Raw genomic sequence first — 14,939 nt, 5'->3', positions numbered from 1 at the left:
TGTCCTGCCTGAAGGTGCGGTCGCACCCGTCCGCATGAACCCGCAACGGACACCGAGTCCTTGCCTACCGCCGATACCGCGCTTGCCGCGAATGGTATCGGTGCCTCTCCTTCCTGCGTCACGCAGCCAAATCGGTTTCTTCCACGCGATTGCGCGCGACGATAGCGCCTATTCCGTTGCGCCGAGCGCCGCGAAACTGGTGATCTGTGCGTCGCACGCGCGTGCCAGCGCCAGATCGTGACTCGAAAAAAAGACGGTACGATCCGCAGCCAACGTCTTGAACAGATCGACGAGCACCGCACGCGACGCGGCATCGAGCCCGTTGCCCGGTTCGTCGGCGATCACGACGGTGGGCGCGCCGAGCGTCGTTGCCGTCAGGAACAGTTTCTTGCGCGTGCCGAGCGACATCTGCTCGAAACGCTTGTCCATATGCGGGGCGAGCCCGAATCGATCGGCCAGCTCTAGCGTGCGGGCGTCGACGACGGTCTTCTTGGCGTCCGCCACGAAGTCGAGAAACGCGCGTCCGGTCTGGAACGGATACGCAAGGCAATCGTCGGGCACATACGCCAGCGCGGCTTTCGCATCGAGCGGCGCGGTGCGCAGCGAATAGCCGCCGAGCCATACCTCGCCTTCATCCGCGTCGATCGTGCCGGCGAGAATGCCGAGCAACGTCGATTTGCCGCTGCCGTTTTCGTCGCACAGCGCGACGCACCCGGCGCCGGATGCGAAGTTGAGCCCTTGGAAGATGACGCGCTTGTCGAAGCGCTTGCCGAGATTGTCGAAGCGGAGCATGGATCGGGTGTTCAAACGAAAACGTGCCAGGTGAGCGTGACCCAGACCACGGTCAGCAGGATGCCCAGCAACACGGATTGTCGGGGCGTGTAGCGTTGCGGCAGATAGTGTAATGCGAGAAGCGGTGCGCCCGAGCACACGAGCGCCGCCGCCCTCTGCGACGACAGCACGCCGTGCATCACCAGCAACAGCGGCGCGACGGCGGCGAACGGCAGCGCCAGCGCGGCAACGGTCAGCCAGTCGGCCCGGCGCTTCGCGAAGGCCGACAGCGGCAACGATTGCATGAAGTGCGACGCACGCAGGTGAGCCGCGCGCAAATCGCGATAGGTCGTCGCCGCGATCAGCGCAATGGCGGCTTGGGTGATCAGGGTCAGGGGAACGGCGCGCTTGTCGAAACCCCAGAGCGCCAGCAGGAAGCATGTCGAGGCGGCGACCCCACCCATCACCAGGCAGCGGCCGAGGGTGCTCGCGGTGCGCTCCCGCAGGATACCGATCTGCAGCCTCGCGAAGGGCGAAAGCCCGTCCCGCACGCGGGCGCGGATGGCATCAGCGACGCGACGCGAGAACGCGCCTGCCGTTGCCGAACGCGCGGCCGCCGCAGGGGCGGCATGCGCAATCGTGAACGCGGCGATCAACAACGGCACGGTCAGCAACGCGGGACGTAACGTCCCCTCGGCGTGAAAGCCGCCGACGAGGAAGAGATTCGCAACAATCAACGCGATTGCGTTGCGCATGTTGCGCGACAGCGCGGTCAGTTGCCATCCCAGCGTAATCAGGAACAGGTCGAGGACGAACAGATAGTTGATCGCCTTCTGCGGCAGAAACGCGAGCGCGATGGCGGCGGCAAGGACGGGCAGCAGCAGCGGGGTGCTTGCGATGATCACGACGATCGTGTCGACGACGCGACGGCGGCCGTTGGAGACGGGCAAGGACGCCAGGAAGGTGACGAACGGCCCCCCGGTGATGGCGCTACGCTGCGCCAGAACCCACAGGATGCCCACGGCTTCGAGCAGGTGCACCCACGCGAACCGCCATTCGATGCCATGCGACGGTGCCAGCGCCGCGAGTACCGGCGCACCCAGAATACGCGTCTGCGAAAAAACCGGCATTGCCGGCAGCAACAGCATGGCCAGCAGGAGCAGTGCCTGCCAATGCCTGCGCAGCAGGTTGGACGTCGCGAGCGCGTACCACCTCAGTCGGCAAGACAACATGCTTCCAGCTCCCTTTCACTGAGCACACGAACCCGGCATGCTGCCACGGCGGTCGCCGCGGCACAACCGGGGGCGGGGTGACAGGCATGAGATCACCGCGTCGTATGAGAAGCGGTTATCGCGCATCGCCGCTTGGCCGCGCAAACGCGCAAACGCGCAAACGCGCAAACGCGCAAACGCGCAAACGCGCAAACGCGCAAACGCGCAAACGCGCAAACGCGCAAACGCGCAAACGCGCAAACGCGCAAACGCGCAAACGCGCAAACGCGCAAACGCGCAAACGTGCAAACGCACAAACGTGCAGATCACCGCTGCGCGAGGCATCCGTCAGCGTAGCATCCGGATTCGCGCCGCGCCGGATTCACGCGCACGACGCTGGCACGGATCATTCGACAGACGCCGCACAGATGCGGTGAAAGTCGAGACGCGCGCGTCATACGGCTCGGGTATGCTGGACGAATGCCGGGCGGGTGAACGACCAGGACGGCAACACTGCGCGCCACACCGCGATCGCATGGCAACCACCGGCCGCACCGGGCCGAATTCAACTCCTGAACAGGGACTCGACATGGCAGAACTGGACAACGTGCTGTATGAGCGGATCGGCGCGCTGAGCGACGCGGGCGATGCATTGATGGAAGACGGGGACTACGAAGGCGCGCTGGCGAAATTCTGGGCGGGATTCGACCTGCTTCCCGAACCCAAGACCAATTGGGAGGCCGGAACCTGGTTGATGGCCGCGATCAGCGACGCGAATTTCCTTCAAGAGGACTACGCGGCCGGACGCGACAATCTTGCCCAGGCGATGCATTTCCCCAACGCGATCGGCAACCCGTTCCTGCACCTGAGGCTCGGTCAGTGCCAGTTCGAACTGGGCAATCTCGACCGCGCGGCCGACGAACTGATGCGCGCGTACATGGCTGGCGGACCGGAGCTGTTCGAGGACGAGGACGGCAAGTACCTGCGATTCCTTGCCACGCGGGCGGAAGGCATCGAGACGCCCTGATGCGCGCCGCGTGCGCCGGCCACCGGCCGCCGGCCGGCGTCGCCAGACGGCTTCGACGGCCGCGCAGCGATGCAATGCCGGGCGTTTTCTCCACGTAAGCGCTACTTGCCCATGAACTTGACCTTTCCCCTTGCCACCCAGTCCGACGCCGAAACGCTGGTTGCGATCCGCATCGCCGCGATGCGCGACAGCCTCGAGCGCATCGGCCGCTTCGATCCCCGGCGTGCGCGCGAGCGCTTTCTCGCGTCGTTCGACCCGGCGCTATGCCGTTTCATCGAAGCCGACGGTGTGAACGCGGGTTTCTTCGTGGTTCGGCAGCAGGAAGACCACTGGTTGCTCGACCATCTGTACATCGTGCCCGGGCACCAGGGACAGGGCATCGGCGCGGCCGTGCTGCACCGGATCTTTGCCGAGGCCGACGCGCAGCGCGTGCCCGTACGTGTCGGCGCGCTGCGCGGCAGCGATTCGAACCGCTTCTATGCGCGGCACGGCTTCGTGCAGGCAGACGAAGCGGAGTGGGACATCTACTACATGCGCGAACCGGGTTCGGCGACGGTGTAGATCGCATGCGGCCACGCGCCGACGCGACGCATGCGCGGTGTGATCCGGGCGAGCGCATCAGCGTTTTCCCGGATGTGGAATGCGCGGCGTATGCCGATGATGCAGAGAGAATATAAAGACATGATCCGAGGCCAATCATGACGACATCTGCAACAAACGGACCGAATGCGGTATCGCCTGAAACGACCGGGGCGGCAGCGACATTCGACGATGCGGGTAGCGTACCGTCGATCCTGCTGGTCGACGACGAGCCGAGCGTGCTGTCGGCGCTCAGGCGCGCGTTCCGGCCCGCCGGCTACGAGATCCTGACCGCGGAAAGCGGCGAGGCGGCCCTCGAGGTCCTCGCGTCGACCGAAGTCGACCTGATCGTGTCCGACATGCGGATGCCGGGCATGAGCGGCGCGGAGTTCCTGGCCCGTGCACGGGCGCTCTACCCGGACACGATGCGCATCCTGCTGACCGGTTATGCGGAGATCGCGTCGGTCGTGCAGGCCGTCAACGACGGCGGCGTCTATCGCTACCTGAACAAGCCGTGGGACGATCACGACCTGCTGCTGACCATCGAACAGGCGCTGGAGCAGCGGCGCTTGCGGCGCGAAGCGGCGCGGCTGGCCGCGCTGACGGAAGCGCAGAACGAAGCGCTGCGCCGTTTCAACACGGAACTCGAAACGCAGGTTCGCGCGCGCACGGAGGAGCTCGGCCAGACCGTAATGTTCCTCGAAGCCGCGCAACGCGACCTGAAAAGCAGTTTCACCGCGATGGTCCAGGTCTGCGCGAGCATGATCGAGATGCGCTGCGGGTCCGCCAGCGGTCATGCGATGCGGGTCGGCGAGATTGCGCGGCGGCTCGCGCTGGCCTCCGGGATGAGCGAGCTGCACGCGCAGGACGTCTATTACGCGGGGCTGCTGCACGGCATCGGCAAGTTGTCGCTGCCGGACAATTTGCTGCACAAGCCGCTCGCGCGGATGACGGCGGAAGAGCACGGGCTGTTCCTGCAGCATCCGCTGCGCGCGCAGATGGTGCTGACGCCGGTCGCGCAATTGCACAAGGTCGCGTCGATCGTGCTGCACCAGTACGAACGCTTCAACGGGCGCGGCACGCCGGACGGGCTGGCAGGCGACTCGATCCCGCCCGGCTCGCGGATCGTCGCGATCGCGCGCGATTTCGAAGGGCTGCGCAATGGCGACATCGGTGCGCCGCATTCGGTCGAGCAGGCGATCGACGCGCTGCGCTCGCAGGCCGGCGTGCGTTACGACCCGCGCATCGTCGACGGCCTGGTCGAACTGATGCGGGACCCGGCGAGTCTCGGCATCGCGGCGTCCGTCGCGGAGATCAAGTCCGCGCAGCTGCGCGAAGGGATGCAGCTCGCCGACGATCTGCGTACGCATCGAGGCGTGCTGCTGATGACCAAGGGCAGCGTGATGTCGGCGCACCAGATCGACCTCGTGCGCCGTTTCGAGACGCGCGAGGGGACGTCGTTCGACATCCTCGTGCTGGCCGGCCAGGCTGCGGCGAAGCCGGCGCCGAACGCGGGCGCGGCGCCTGCCTGAGCCCGGACGCGCGGCCTGATGGCCGCGGTGCACGACCACGCACCGCGGCAACGCACTCACCTCGATCCGGGCGCTCGAACATGCACGGCACCTACAATCTTCCGCTCGTCCTGCTGTCGCTCGCGATCGCGACGCTGGCCTCCTATACGACACTCGACCTGGCCGCCTTCATTTCGCTGCTCGACAACCCGAAGCTCAGGCGTGCGTGGCTGGGCGGCGGCGCGGCGGCGATGGGGACGGGGATCTGGTCGATGCATTTCGTCGGCATGCTCGCGTTTTCCCTGCCGATTCCGCTCGGCTACGCGTTGCCGGATACGGGCGCGTCGCTGGCGATTGCCGTGCTCGTGTCGTACTTCGCGCTGGTTGTCGTCACGCGCGCGCGGCTGGGCTGGTGGCGGCTCCTCCTGGGCGGCGCGCTGATGGGCAGCGGGATCGCCGGCATGCACTACGCGGGGATGGCCGCGATGCGCATGCAGCCCGGCATTCGCTACGATGCCGCGCTGTTCGCTGCGTCGATCGGCGTCGCGGTGCTCGCGTCGACTGCCGCGTTGTGGATCGCGCAGGCGCTGCGTGTGCAGCAGGCGCGCCACGCGACCGCCCAGCGGGTCGGCGCGGCCTTCGTCATGGGCATCGGCATTACCGGCATGCACTACACGGCGATGGCGGCCGCGCATTTCGCGCTGGACGCACGATGCGGGGCCGCGAACGGGGTCGACACGCCGTGGCTCGCGACGACCGTCGCGCTGTTTACGACAGGGACCCTGGTCGTCACGCTGCTGCTGAGCCGATTCGATGCGCGCACAACCTTCCTGCGCGGGATGACCGATACGCTCGAGCGGCTCGTGCGCTTGCGCACTGTCGAACTGGAACGCGCGCTGCACCGCTACGAACAGACGACGGCGATGCTGCAGCGTACGCGCGAGAACATGGCGACCGAGATCGACGAACGCAAGGCCGCGCAGGCTCGGCTCGAACAGGAGAAGGAGGAGCAGCGGCGCCTGTTGCATGCGCTCGAGGAAACCCACGTGCAGTTGCTGCAGTCGGAAAAGCTCGCGTCGATCGGTCAGCTCGCGGCCGGTGTCGCGCACGAGATCAACAATCCGATCGGGTTCGTCAGCGCGAACCTCAATACGCTGAAGACGTGGGTGCGCAGCCTGCTCGACGTGATCGCTGCGCATGAAGCCGCGCTGCCGCAGCTCGACCCGGCCGCACGCGATGCGCTGGCGGCGAAGGGCCGGGCGGCGGATCTCGACTACGTGCGCAGCGAGATCGCGACGCTGATCGACGAGTCGATCGACGGCGCGCTGCGCGTGCGGCGCATCGTGCAGGATTTGCGCGATTTCTCGCGCCCGGCCAGCGACGAGTGGCACGCGGTCGATCTTCGTGCGGGACTGGAAAGCACGCTCAACGTCGTCCACAACGAACTCAAGTACAAGGCCGAGATCGTGCGCGATTACGGCGACGTGCCGCAGGTCGAGTGCCTGCCGTCGCAGTTGAACCAGGTCTTCATGAACCTGCTGGTGAACGCGGCGCACGCGATTCCCGAGCGTGGCGTGATCACGATCCGCACGTCGAGCGACGGCGAACAGGTGTCGATCGCGATCAGCGACACCGGGACGGGCATGACGCCCGACGTCGTCCGGCGGATCTTCGATCCGTTCTTCACGACGAAGCCGGTCGGGCAGGGTACGGGGCTGGGCTTGTCGGTATCGCACGGTATCGTCAAGCGCCATCGCGGCACTATCGACGTGACGAGCGAGCCCGGGCGCGGCACGACGTTCTGCGTTCGGCTGCCGATCCGGCGGGCCGGCGACGACGCGAGCGTGACTGCGGCTGTGGCCGTGGAGGAGGCTAGCGCCGATCCAGCAGCGTATCGCTCAGTACAGTGAACGCCGCGCCCGGCAGCTCGTGCAGATGCTCGACCACGCTGCTGACCGGATAGAACGCTTCGACCGAATCGTCGAGAATCCCGACGCCGATCAGTTCGACGCGCCGCTCGCGCAGTGCGTCGACGCGGGCGCGCAGGTCGGTGCGCAGGATCGCCGGGTTGCCGTCGCCGGTTGCGGGATAGCCGTCCGACAGCACCATCAGGATCCGCCGCCGCGCGCGCTTCGCCAGCAGCCGCTCGGCGGCCCAGCTCAACGCCTCGCCGTCGGGATTCTCGTGGCCGCATTCGATGCAGGCGAGGCCGCTCGGGTGGTCGGAATCGAACCGCTTGTAGACGCGCAGGTCGAGCCGTTCGACGAACCGGTTATAGCCGAACGTGTCGCGGCCGGCGTCGATCCAGCACTGGTAATGCGCGCGCATCGCGGCGTCTTCGACGGAGCTGTAGCCGAGGACTTCGCACGCGAAGCCGAGCTGCGTCAGCGCATCGCACAGCGCCGCCGCGCACAGCCGGGCGAGCTCGATCTTCCTGCCGGCCATCGACCCGCTGCAATCGATCAGCAGGCTGACGGCCGCGTCCCGCCCCGGCGCGCCGCGCCGGACGCGGAACGGCGTGCGGTAGCCGGGCGACGTGACGAGGCGGGCGAGCGCCATCCGGTCGAGCTCGCCGCGTTCCTGTTCGCGCTTCCAGCGCGTCTGCTCGTCCACTTTCAACGCACGTTCGAGCCGTAGCTTGAGCGGCTCGGTCTGCGCGCGGGCCGCGCTTCGCAGGCGGTGCCAGCGCGCCGGCTCACCCTTGCCGGTGAAGTCCGTCACCGTATCGAATGCGGTGGTCAGCGGGATCGACAGCAGCGGCCGATGGTCTTCAGACAGGCGGATCGTGCCGGGTGTCGCATCGCCCGGCGTCGGTGCTTCCGCCGACGATTCCGTGTCGGCGAGCGCACCGGCGCTCGATTCGGCCGACACCGGCGCGCGTGCGTCGTCCGGCGCGCCCTGTCCGTCCGATTCGAATTCGGCGGCGATGCTGTCGCTGTCGATCGTGCTGCCCGGGTCGGCCGTGAACATCATGTTGTTCGCGCCGGCAGACGCCAGCGCGCGGACGCGTTCGACGATCCGGTGTGCGGCGCGGATGCTGTCGGCCGTCGATGTCGCCGCGCGTGCTTCGTCGACGAGATCGTCCGATGCAGCCATCGTCGCGTCGAGCGACGGCACGCGCTCGATGGAGGGCGGCGGTTCGTCCCACAGCGCACGCTCGATGCGCCACACGAGCCTGTCGCGCCACGCCATCTGCGGCCATCTCCGAAGTGCGTCGGTGGCCGCGGCCGCCCGCATCCGCCGCAGGAACGTCATCGCGCCGGGATAGTGCGCAACGAGGCGACCGGCCGCGCGCCGGTCGTCGATCGCCTGCGCGATGGCACGCACAACCGGCGACGACAGCGCGGCAACATCATCGATCGTGCCGAAGCGCGCACGTGCCGCGTAGAGGTCGACGAGGCCGACGATCGCGTCGTCGTCGACGTCGCCGGCCAGCAGCGTGTCGGGCAGCACCAGCAGGTCGCGCTGCGCGAGCGGCGCGTGGCGCGCGAACCGTACCTCGATGCCGTGCCGTTGCGTGAGCGTGCGGGCGAGCCGGGTCAGGTGGAGCGAGCGCGCATCGTCGTCCGGGCCCATCGCGTCAGGCCTCGACGTCGATGTAGTGGCGAATGATGCTGCGGATCAGGTCGGCGTCTTCCGTGCTGACCTTCGCATAGATCGTCGGGCCGGCGGCCGCTTCGGGATCGCCGGTGCGCAGCATCAGCTCGGCCCAGTCGATCAGGCGCCGCGTCGAGAACGCGCCGGCCAGATCCTCGCGGACGAACGCGGCGCGGCAGTCCGCCGCGATCGCCGCGAGCGTGTCGGCCATCGCCTCGGTCATGGCCGCGCCGAACGTGCGTTGCAGCACGCGCGCCTCGTCGGGCGGCGGCAGATAGTCGAGGCGGTACACGCGCCAGCGGTCGAGAAACGCTTCGTTCATCACGTTGGCGCCCTGGTACAGATGGCGGAACTGCCCCATCGCGCCCACCGCATTGGCGGTCGCGAACAACCGGAACGACGGATGCGGGACGACGATCTCGTTGCCTTTCTCCTTCAGCAACAGGCGCCCGGCCGGTTCGAGCACGGCGGTGAGCACCGCGAGGATGGCCGGCTCAGCGAAGTCGATCTCGTCGACGATGAGCCACAGCCCTTCGCGCATCGCGGTCGGCAGCACGCCGTCGACCCAGATCGTCTCGCCGCCCTTGACGGTCCAGAATCCGACGAAGTCGCCGACCGTCGTCTGCCCGTTCATGTTCGAGCGCAGCACGCCGTGGCTGGCCAGCGCGGCGGCCTGCTCGATGAGGCTCGTCTTGCCGGTGCCGGTGTGGCCGATCAGCAGGATGCGCCGGTTCTCGACGATGTCTTCCAGCACGTTCGTCGCACGCGCGGTGAACAGGTAGGCTGGGTTTCGCGGCGGCACGAGCGGCCCGCCCGGGCCGCGCGGCATCGGCACGCCGCCCACGTGCGCGACGTGCGCCGCATCGCCGGCTGCCGCCGGTCGCGACGCGTGCGCGCTGCGCAGGTCCTGCATGAACCGGTCGCGATGCGCGGGGGCTGGATGGTCGCCCGTGTCGCGCCGGACGAAGCCTTCCTGGATCCACTTGTGCAGCTTCGCATCGAGGTTGTCCGCATCGACGACCGTATCGACCGACGTGCTGCCGTCGGGACGGTGGTGCTGGATGCGGTACATGTGTGCGCGTTCGGAGCGGCTGACGATCCATTGCCCGGCGGACGGGTCCGCGAGTTGCCGATAGACGCCGAGTACCGACGGGGCGGAGGGATTGGAGTCAGCGGGTGCGTTCATGGTGGCGAGCGAGAGTGGGCGGCCGGCGCTTCATGCCTTCGATGTATCGCGTCGATTGTATATTTTTGCGGTGAAGGACGGCATTCGCGCTGGCGTCGTTTTGCTTCGAGATGGCGCGGAGCAGGTGGCGCGTTGGCCTGCCGGGGCAGGTGGTCGCCATGTGTCATGCGCTGCAGCACGGTCTTTGGGCACTCTCGCCACGGCACTGAGCCGCCTTCGCCGCGCCGATTCGCTGGTAATGTTGCGGCTCGCGGCCGGCAACGGCCATGCACGTCAAGGTCGATCGGCACCCTGTCTGGCGCTGACCTCCGGCGCTTCTTACGACGACAACCCGTCATGTCGAATCGCGGGCCGTCACACCTTGCTCAACCGGGTGGAATTTCAGTACCGTAGCAGGCTTGATCGCCGGCCTTCCATCGCGCGTCTTTCGGCGGGCCGGCTTTACATTCAATCGTGCGCCGGTCGTCGAATCCGGCGAAGGAGTGTTGAACGTGACGGTGACAGGAACGGACGAGCGGGTGATCCGACGGGCCAGCGCGCTGGATGCCCCGGCCGTGCTGAAAATCTTCGATGAAGTGATCGCGTGGTTCGTCGACATCGGCAACGACGGGCAATGGGGCCGCGAGCCCTGGTCGACGCAGCCCAAGCGGATTGCGCTCGTGACCGAAGCCTGTGCGCTGCCCGACGCGTGGGTGGCCGAGGATCAGGATGGCCGGATCCTGGGCGCATTGATCCTGGGCGAGTCCATGCCCTACGTGCCGCCCGCAACCGAGCCGGAAATCTACGTGAGAGTGCTGGTTGCGTCGCGCGACGAGCGGGCACGGGGTGTCGGCCGGCGCCTGATGGCCTTTGCGGATGAGCGTGCTCGGGCTGCCGGGGTGGGACGCTTGCGGGTGGACTGCTATGGCGGCGGGACTGGCGCGCTGGTGCATTTCTACGAGTCCTGCGGGTATGAGCGAATTTCGACCTTCGACGTGGACGGTTGGCCGGGGCAGTTGCTCGGGCGCAGTGTGTGACGGTGCCGGGCCGCTACCTTGCATGCGAAGCACGAGTTGACGGGCAACTCGCCGTTCGTGAACAGGCCGCGGCACAGTTGGGCGGCGTGGCTTGGCCGAGCACCGCACGCGGTTTTTGCCCATTTCCGTGAGGCATTCGGCGGATGGGCGGGCCGATTCCGCTATGCCGCCCCGGGTCCCCGCTGTGATGAAGGCTCGTACGTGCGCTTCAACCGAGCAGGCCGGCCCAGTAGAACTCGGCCGCCAGTTCGACTGCACGCGCCTGCGTCGTGTGCGCGAGCCGGAACGCGTCACCCCGGATCGTTTCGTCGGGAAACTCGGTGACGAGCGTGAACGGCACGGTCGACCGGTGATCCTCGACCACATCGCACGGAATGCCATTGATACGCGGAAACGGCAGATCGCCCGCGTGCGCGTGCCACGTGTGGATTTGCCGCTCGTTGAATGCCACGAGTTCATCCGATTGCGCTAACGCGCGGGTCAATGCGTCGAGGAACGGCCGCCCGTCGTGGCCCGCATGATGACGCAGGATCAGGAAGAAGCCCTTCGGAATCGACCAGAGTTCGCTGCCGCGCGGGATGTAGCCGCTGCGCGGCCGCGTCCAGTCGTGCGCGGGGTAGCCATGCAGGCTCAGGTGCAGCCGCGCGCCGGTGCGCTCGATCGCGTCGAGCCGGGCGGCTTTTTCGCCGAACGGCGGTTGCGTGCGGGCTTCGAGGTCGTCGCCGAGCGCGGTAAAGCGCGCGGCATGGGACAGGTGCGTCGGGTGCGTGGCGCGCAGGTGATGATGCAGCGCGGCGCCGTCCGGATTTTCGAGCGGCACGAGCGCATAGTGCGCGTCCGGGCGCCGGTTCAGCGCATGGGCGGCCCGCAGCGCGCCAACGACGCCCGATGTCTCGTTGGCATGCTGGCCGGCGGTGATGACGAGCCCGGGTAAGGCGCCACGCACATGAATGCCGTTCACGCCGCGGCCCTGATGCGACGTGGCGGCGAACCGTTCTCCCGGCAGCGCGCCGAGCGCGCGCGCGACGTCGGGCGGCGACAGCGGCTGGTCAACCGCCGCGAGCACGTCCGGCGACGCAAGTGCTTCACCCGGGGTGGCCGAGGCGTCCGCCGTCGCCGCGCGCACATGCGTTTCAAGCGTGATCCGAAGCGTCGTATCGCCCTGCGTACGCGTGATCTCGGGCACGATCTGCCCGGATTGCAGCGTCCGGTCGGACGCGTCGCGGCCCGCGAACGCATGGAAGAATTCGGCGGCGCCGTAGTACGCATCCTCGTGCCACGCGTCGAGCGTACTGACGAGTTCCTCGCCGTACGGCAGCGTACGTTCGATGCCCGACGTGGCGATCGCGATCCTCAGGATGTCGAAGAACGGTGCGTGGTCGGGCCACGGATGCGCACGCAGCGCGTCCAGCGTTGCGGCGGCGGCCGCCTCGAATTCGGTGACGAGCGGCGCGTCCTCGATCAGGGTGCTGCCGTTCCACACGCGCAGCCAGCCGCACGGCGATGCGGTCGCGTCATTCGGCGTGAAGACGCGGTGCGTCGCCCCGCCGGCCTCGACGACATGGTGCTCGGGATCGTCGCCGGGCTCGAACGCGAATTCAAGCGGCGCGAGCCAGCCGGCGAGCGGATACGCTTCGAGCCGGAACCGCTGATGTGCACCTGCCGGCGTGCGGATCACGATCCGGCCGGCGCGCGGCGGCTCGAATTCCTCGAGGAAGAAATGCACCAGCGGCTTGTACGCGCTGCGCAACACCGCGTCGATACCGCGGGCGGCCAGCGTGCGCTCGGCATCGCGGCGCGCCGCTTCGTCCTCGAAGAGCCAGGCCTCGATACGGGTTGCGGTGCCGGGTGTGAACCGGTCGGTCAACGTGCGCAGCGTGCGCGGATAAACGGCGGAGAGCAGGGTCGTCATGGTAAGTGCAGGCGGGTAGGGAACGGGAAATCGGGCGGCGCATGCAGGCTAGCGTGCACGCCGGCGCAGGCGCTGCGCTTCGAGGCGTGGCAGCAGATGCTGGACAACGCGCGGCAGCGTGTAGATCGGTAACTGCGCGCACGTGAACACGAGCGCCATGGTCGGCGTCGCGGCAAGCCCGAGCGCGGCCCACATCAGGCCGACGTTGCGATTGGCGACGATCAGCGCGACGTTGAGCCGCGTGCGCACGTCGCCGGGCGTGAGCCCGTACGCGATGATCTGGAAGCCCGCATTGACGGCGAACGCGAGTGCGATCGCGGTCAACGCGCGGTGCGGCGCGTCGATGATCGATTGCTGCATGCCGGCCATCGTGCCGAGCGCGAACACCAGCAGCGCGGCGACGACGGTCGCATCGATCGACGTCGCATGGCGGTCGAGCCGGGAACCCGCGAACCGCCGCACGAGCAGCGCAATACCTTCGGCGCTGCCGATCAGCAGCGCGAGCCGCAGTGCGAGATTCAACGGCGAGATCGACACGGCCGCATCGTGGCTGAACCAGGCCGTCAGCAGCGGCGCGGTGAGCGGGACGAACACCATCGACGCGAGGGTCGCGACGAGCGCGACGCTGGCGTCGAGCGACAGCATCCGCGCGATCGTCGACGTGCCGCTCGACGGCGGCGCGCAGTACGCGATCACCAGCGCGACGACCCAGTCGTATGGCAAGCCGGCGAGCCGCGCGGCGAGGCCGAGCGCGACCGGGCACGCGATCATCGTCGCGGCGGGCAGCAGCAGCGACACGGCCGGCCGCCGCGCGACCGCACGCACCGCGCTGGGTTCGACGCGCAGCAGCGTGCCGAGCACGAACAGGAACACGGTGACGGGCATCAGCGGCCGCGCGAGGTCCGCGAGCGGCGGCACCAGCAGCCCGAGGCCGACGCCGCACGCGAGCACGGTCGGGCCGCGCCGCACCAGCGCGGCAATCAGCGCGCGCACGGGAGCGCCTCGGGCCGGTGATGAACAGGGGTGAAGCCGGGGCAGACAGCGAATGGCATGCGGTTTCCTCGAAAGGGGCCGGCACTGGATATCCGCTAGGCTAATCCGGATGATTGGCGAAGTAAAATGATATAAACTGAATCGGTAACAAGAGAAAGTGATATGAACATCCCTCTGCTCGAAACTTTCCGGGCTGTCGTTCAGGAAGGCAGCGCGCTGCGCGCGGCCGACCGGCTCGGCTGCACACAGTCGAACGTCACCGCGCGCCTGCGCCAGCTCGAAGAGTCGCTCGGCGCGCCGCTGTTCGACCGGCACGGCAAGCGGCTGGTGCTGAACGACGCCGGGCGCCGGCTGATTCCGTATTGCGACCGCATCCTGCGTCTCGTCGACGAAGCGACGCAGGTGGTGCGCGAAACGCCGGTCGCGCGCAGCTTCCGGCTCGGTTCGATGGAAAGCACGGCGGCCACGCGGCTGCCGGCGCTCGCCGCCGCGTTGAAGGAGCGCGATCCGGCGCTTGGCCTGGCGGTGCAGATCGGCAGCGAGCCGGAGCTGGCCGACGCGCTGCTGCGCGGCCGGATCGACGCAGCGCTCACGGCGCGCGCGGTCGTCCGGCCCGGGTTGCGCTACGAGCCGGCGTTCGCCGAGGAGATGGTGCTGGTGAGCGCGGCCGCCGTCACGCGGCGGCAGGTACTGGCCGACAACGCGGTGCGGTTGCTCGCGTTTCACGAAGGTTGCCCGTATCGCGCGGTCGCGGAGCACTGGCTGAAGGTGCGCGGCGTCGCGATCGAGTCGGTGGTGTCGTTCGGCACGTTCGGCGCGATCCTCGGCTGCGTGGCAGCCGGCATGGGCATTGCGATCCTGCCGAAGCGGATCACGACCGAGCACGTGGCGCGCAAGGAGCTGCGCGCGCACACCTTCGACGATCTCGACAGCGTGACGACCTATCTCGTCACGCCCGAAGACGCGCCCGCGTTGCCCGAGCTCGACGCGTTGCGCGCGGTGCTCGGCCGGCAGGCGGGTGCGCTGCTCGCGCGCTAGCGCGCCGCGAGCGCGGCGCCGATCCGCTGCCGTTCGCCATCAATGCGCCGACCGCGAACGGCCGCTACCCGGGTTGCATGGCCGCGGGAATCCGGGCG

At 68.2% G+C, this 14,939-nt stretch carries 12 protein-coding genes; 6 read left to right on the top strand and 6 right to left on the bottom strand.

The window, feature by feature from the left end; genetic code table 11:
* Positions 1-168: 168 nt before the first annotated feature.
* The gene (locus tag HAV18_RS18320; protein ID WP_166958254.1) at positions 169-792 is read right to left on the bottom strand and encodes an ABC transporter ATP-binding protein; all 624 of its coding nucleotides are present in this window, start codon (positions 790-792) and stop codon (positions 169-171) included.
* A gap of 11 nt (positions 793-803) precedes the next feature.
* Complete coding sequence (locus HAV18_RS18315) at positions 804-2,003, bottom strand: hypothetical protein (protein ID WP_166958252.1); 1,200 nt, start codon at positions 2,001-2,003, stop codon at positions 804-806.
* A gap of 514 nt (positions 2,004-2,517) precedes the next feature.
* On the opposite strand from HAV18_RS18315, the gene HAV18_RS18310 reads away from it, so the two are divergent.
* The 4 genes from HAV18_RS18310 (at position 2,518) to HAV18_RS18295 (ending at position 7,009) form a co-directional block, all read left to right on the top strand.
* A complete protein-coding gene (locus HAV18_RS18310; RefSeq protein ID WP_243771695.1) occupies positions 2,518-3,009 on the top strand; it encodes a tol-pal system YbgF family protein in 492 nt (163 codons plus the stop codon).
* Between the two features lie 111 nt (positions 3,010-3,120).
* The gene (locus tag HAV18_RS18305) at positions 3,121-3,570 is read left to right on the top strand and encodes a GNAT family N-acetyltransferase (protein ID WP_166958250.1); all 450 of its coding nucleotides are present in this window, start codon (positions 3,121-3,123) and stop codon (positions 3,568-3,570) included.
* 137 nt (positions 3,571-3,707) lie between these two features.
* Positions 3,708-5,120, top strand: coding sequence for an HD domain-containing phosphohydrolase (locus tag HAV18_RS18300; protein WP_166958248.1), 1,413 nt, complete (start codon positions 3,708-3,710; stop codon positions 5,118-5,120).
* A gap of 80 nt (positions 5,121-5,200) precedes the next feature.
* Positions 5,201-7,009: a histidine kinase gene (locus tag HAV18_RS18295; RefSeq protein ID WP_166958246.1), complete on the top strand. Its 1,809-nt coding sequence runs from the start codon at positions 5,201-5,203 to the stop codon at positions 7,007-7,009.
* Here the strand turns inward: HAV18_RS18295 and HAV18_RS18290 are convergent.
* Together HAV18_RS18290 and HAV18_RS18285 are read right to left on the bottom strand one after the other, a co-directional pair.
* Positions 6,972-8,675, bottom strand: coding sequence for a cobaltochelatase CobT-related protein (locus HAV18_RS18290; RefSeq protein WP_166958244.1), 1,704 nt, complete (start codon positions 8,673-8,675; stop codon positions 6,972-6,974). The genes HAV18_RS18295 and HAV18_RS18290 overlap by 38 nt on opposite strands.
* A 4-nt stretch (positions 8,676-8,679) precedes the next feature.
* A complete protein-coding gene (locus tag HAV18_RS18285; protein ID WP_166958242.1) occupies positions 8,680-9,882 on the bottom strand; it encodes an AAA family ATPase in 1,203 nt (400 codons plus the stop codon).
* A gap of 491 nt (positions 9,883-10,373) precedes the next feature.
* On the opposite strand from HAV18_RS18285, the gene HAV18_RS18280 reads away from it, so the two are divergent.
* Positions 10,374-10,898, top strand: coding sequence for a GNAT family N-acetyltransferase (locus tag HAV18_RS18280; RefSeq protein WP_166958240.1), 525 nt, complete (start codon positions 10,374-10,376; stop codon positions 10,896-10,898).
* Between the two features lie 208 nt (positions 10,899-11,106).
* Here the strand turns inward: HAV18_RS18280 and HAV18_RS18275 are convergent, their stop codons facing one another.
* Both HAV18_RS18275 and HAV18_RS18270 read right to left on the bottom strand, forming a co-directional pair.
* Complete coding sequence (locus HAV18_RS18275) at positions 11,107-12,810, bottom strand: hypothetical protein (protein ID WP_166958238.1); 1,704 nt, start codon at positions 12,808-12,810, stop codon at positions 11,107-11,109.
* Positions 12,811-12,858: 48 nt separating this feature from the next.
* The gene (locus HAV18_RS18270; protein ID WP_166958236.1) at positions 12,859-13,803 is read right to left on the bottom strand and encodes a hypothetical protein; all 945 of its coding nucleotides are present in this window, start codon (positions 13,801-13,803) and stop codon (positions 12,859-12,861) included.
* Positions 13,804-13,965: 162 nt separating this feature from the next.
* Here HAV18_RS18270 and HAV18_RS18265 point away from each other — a divergent pair, with 162 nt between their 5' ends.
* A complete protein-coding gene (locus HAV18_RS18265; protein ID WP_166958234.1) occupies positions 13,966-14,841 on the top strand; it encodes a LysR substrate-binding domain-containing protein in 876 nt (291 codons plus the stop codon).
* Positions 14,842-14,939 lie beyond the last annotated feature (98 nt).

Source organism: Burkholderia sp. D-99, from assembly GCF_011605345.1.
In the GTDB taxonomy this organism is placed as follows: Bacteria; Pseudomonadota; Gammaproteobacteria; order Burkholderiales; family Burkholderiaceae; genus Burkholderia.
This window is presented reverse-complemented; position numbering and strand designations above follow the sequence as displayed.

What these genes read in the sequence shown, in the direction of transcription:
- HAV18_RS18300 (WP_166958248.1), top strand. Translation starts at nt 3,708, where the DNA reads ATGACGACATCTGCAACAAACGGACCGAATGCGGTATCGCCTGAAACG.
- HAV18_RS18295 (WP_166958246.1), top strand. Translation starts at nt 5,201, where the DNA reads ATGCACGGCACCTACAATCTTCCGCTCGTCCTGCTGTCGCTCGCGATC.
- HAV18_RS18315 (WP_166958252.1), bottom strand. Translation starts at nt 2,003, where the DNA reads ATGTTGTCTTGCCGACTGAGGTGGTACGCGCTCGCGACGTCCAACCTG.
- HAV18_RS18320 (WP_166958254.1), bottom strand. Translation starts at nt 792, where the DNA reads ATGCTCCGCTTCGACAATCTCGGCAAGCGCTTCGACAAGCGCGTCATC.
- HAV18_RS18310 (WP_243771695.1), top strand. Translation starts at nt 2,518, where the DNA reads ATGGCAACCACCGGCCGCACCGGGCCGAATTCAACTCCTGAACAGGGA.
- HAV18_RS18265 (WP_166958234.1), top strand. Translation starts at nt 13,966, where the DNA reads ATGAACATCCCTCTGCTCGAAACTTTCCGGGCTGTCGTTCAGGAAGGC.
- HAV18_RS18290 (WP_166958244.1), bottom strand. Translation starts at nt 8,675, where the DNA reads ATGGGCCCGGACGACGATGCGCGCTCGCTCCACCTGACCCGGCTCGCC.
- HAV18_RS18305 (WP_166958250.1), top strand. Translation starts at nt 3,121, where the DNA reads ATGAACTTGACCTTTCCCCTTGCCACCCAGTCCGACGCCGAAACGCTG.
- HAV18_RS18285 (WP_166958242.1), bottom strand. Translation starts at nt 9,882, where the DNA reads ATGAACGCACCCGCTGACTCCAATCCCTCCGCCCCGTCGGTACTCGGC.
- HAV18_RS18275 (WP_166958238.1), bottom strand. Translation starts at nt 12,810, where the DNA reads ATGACGACCCTGCTCTCCGCCGTTTATCCGCGCACGCTGCGCACGTTG.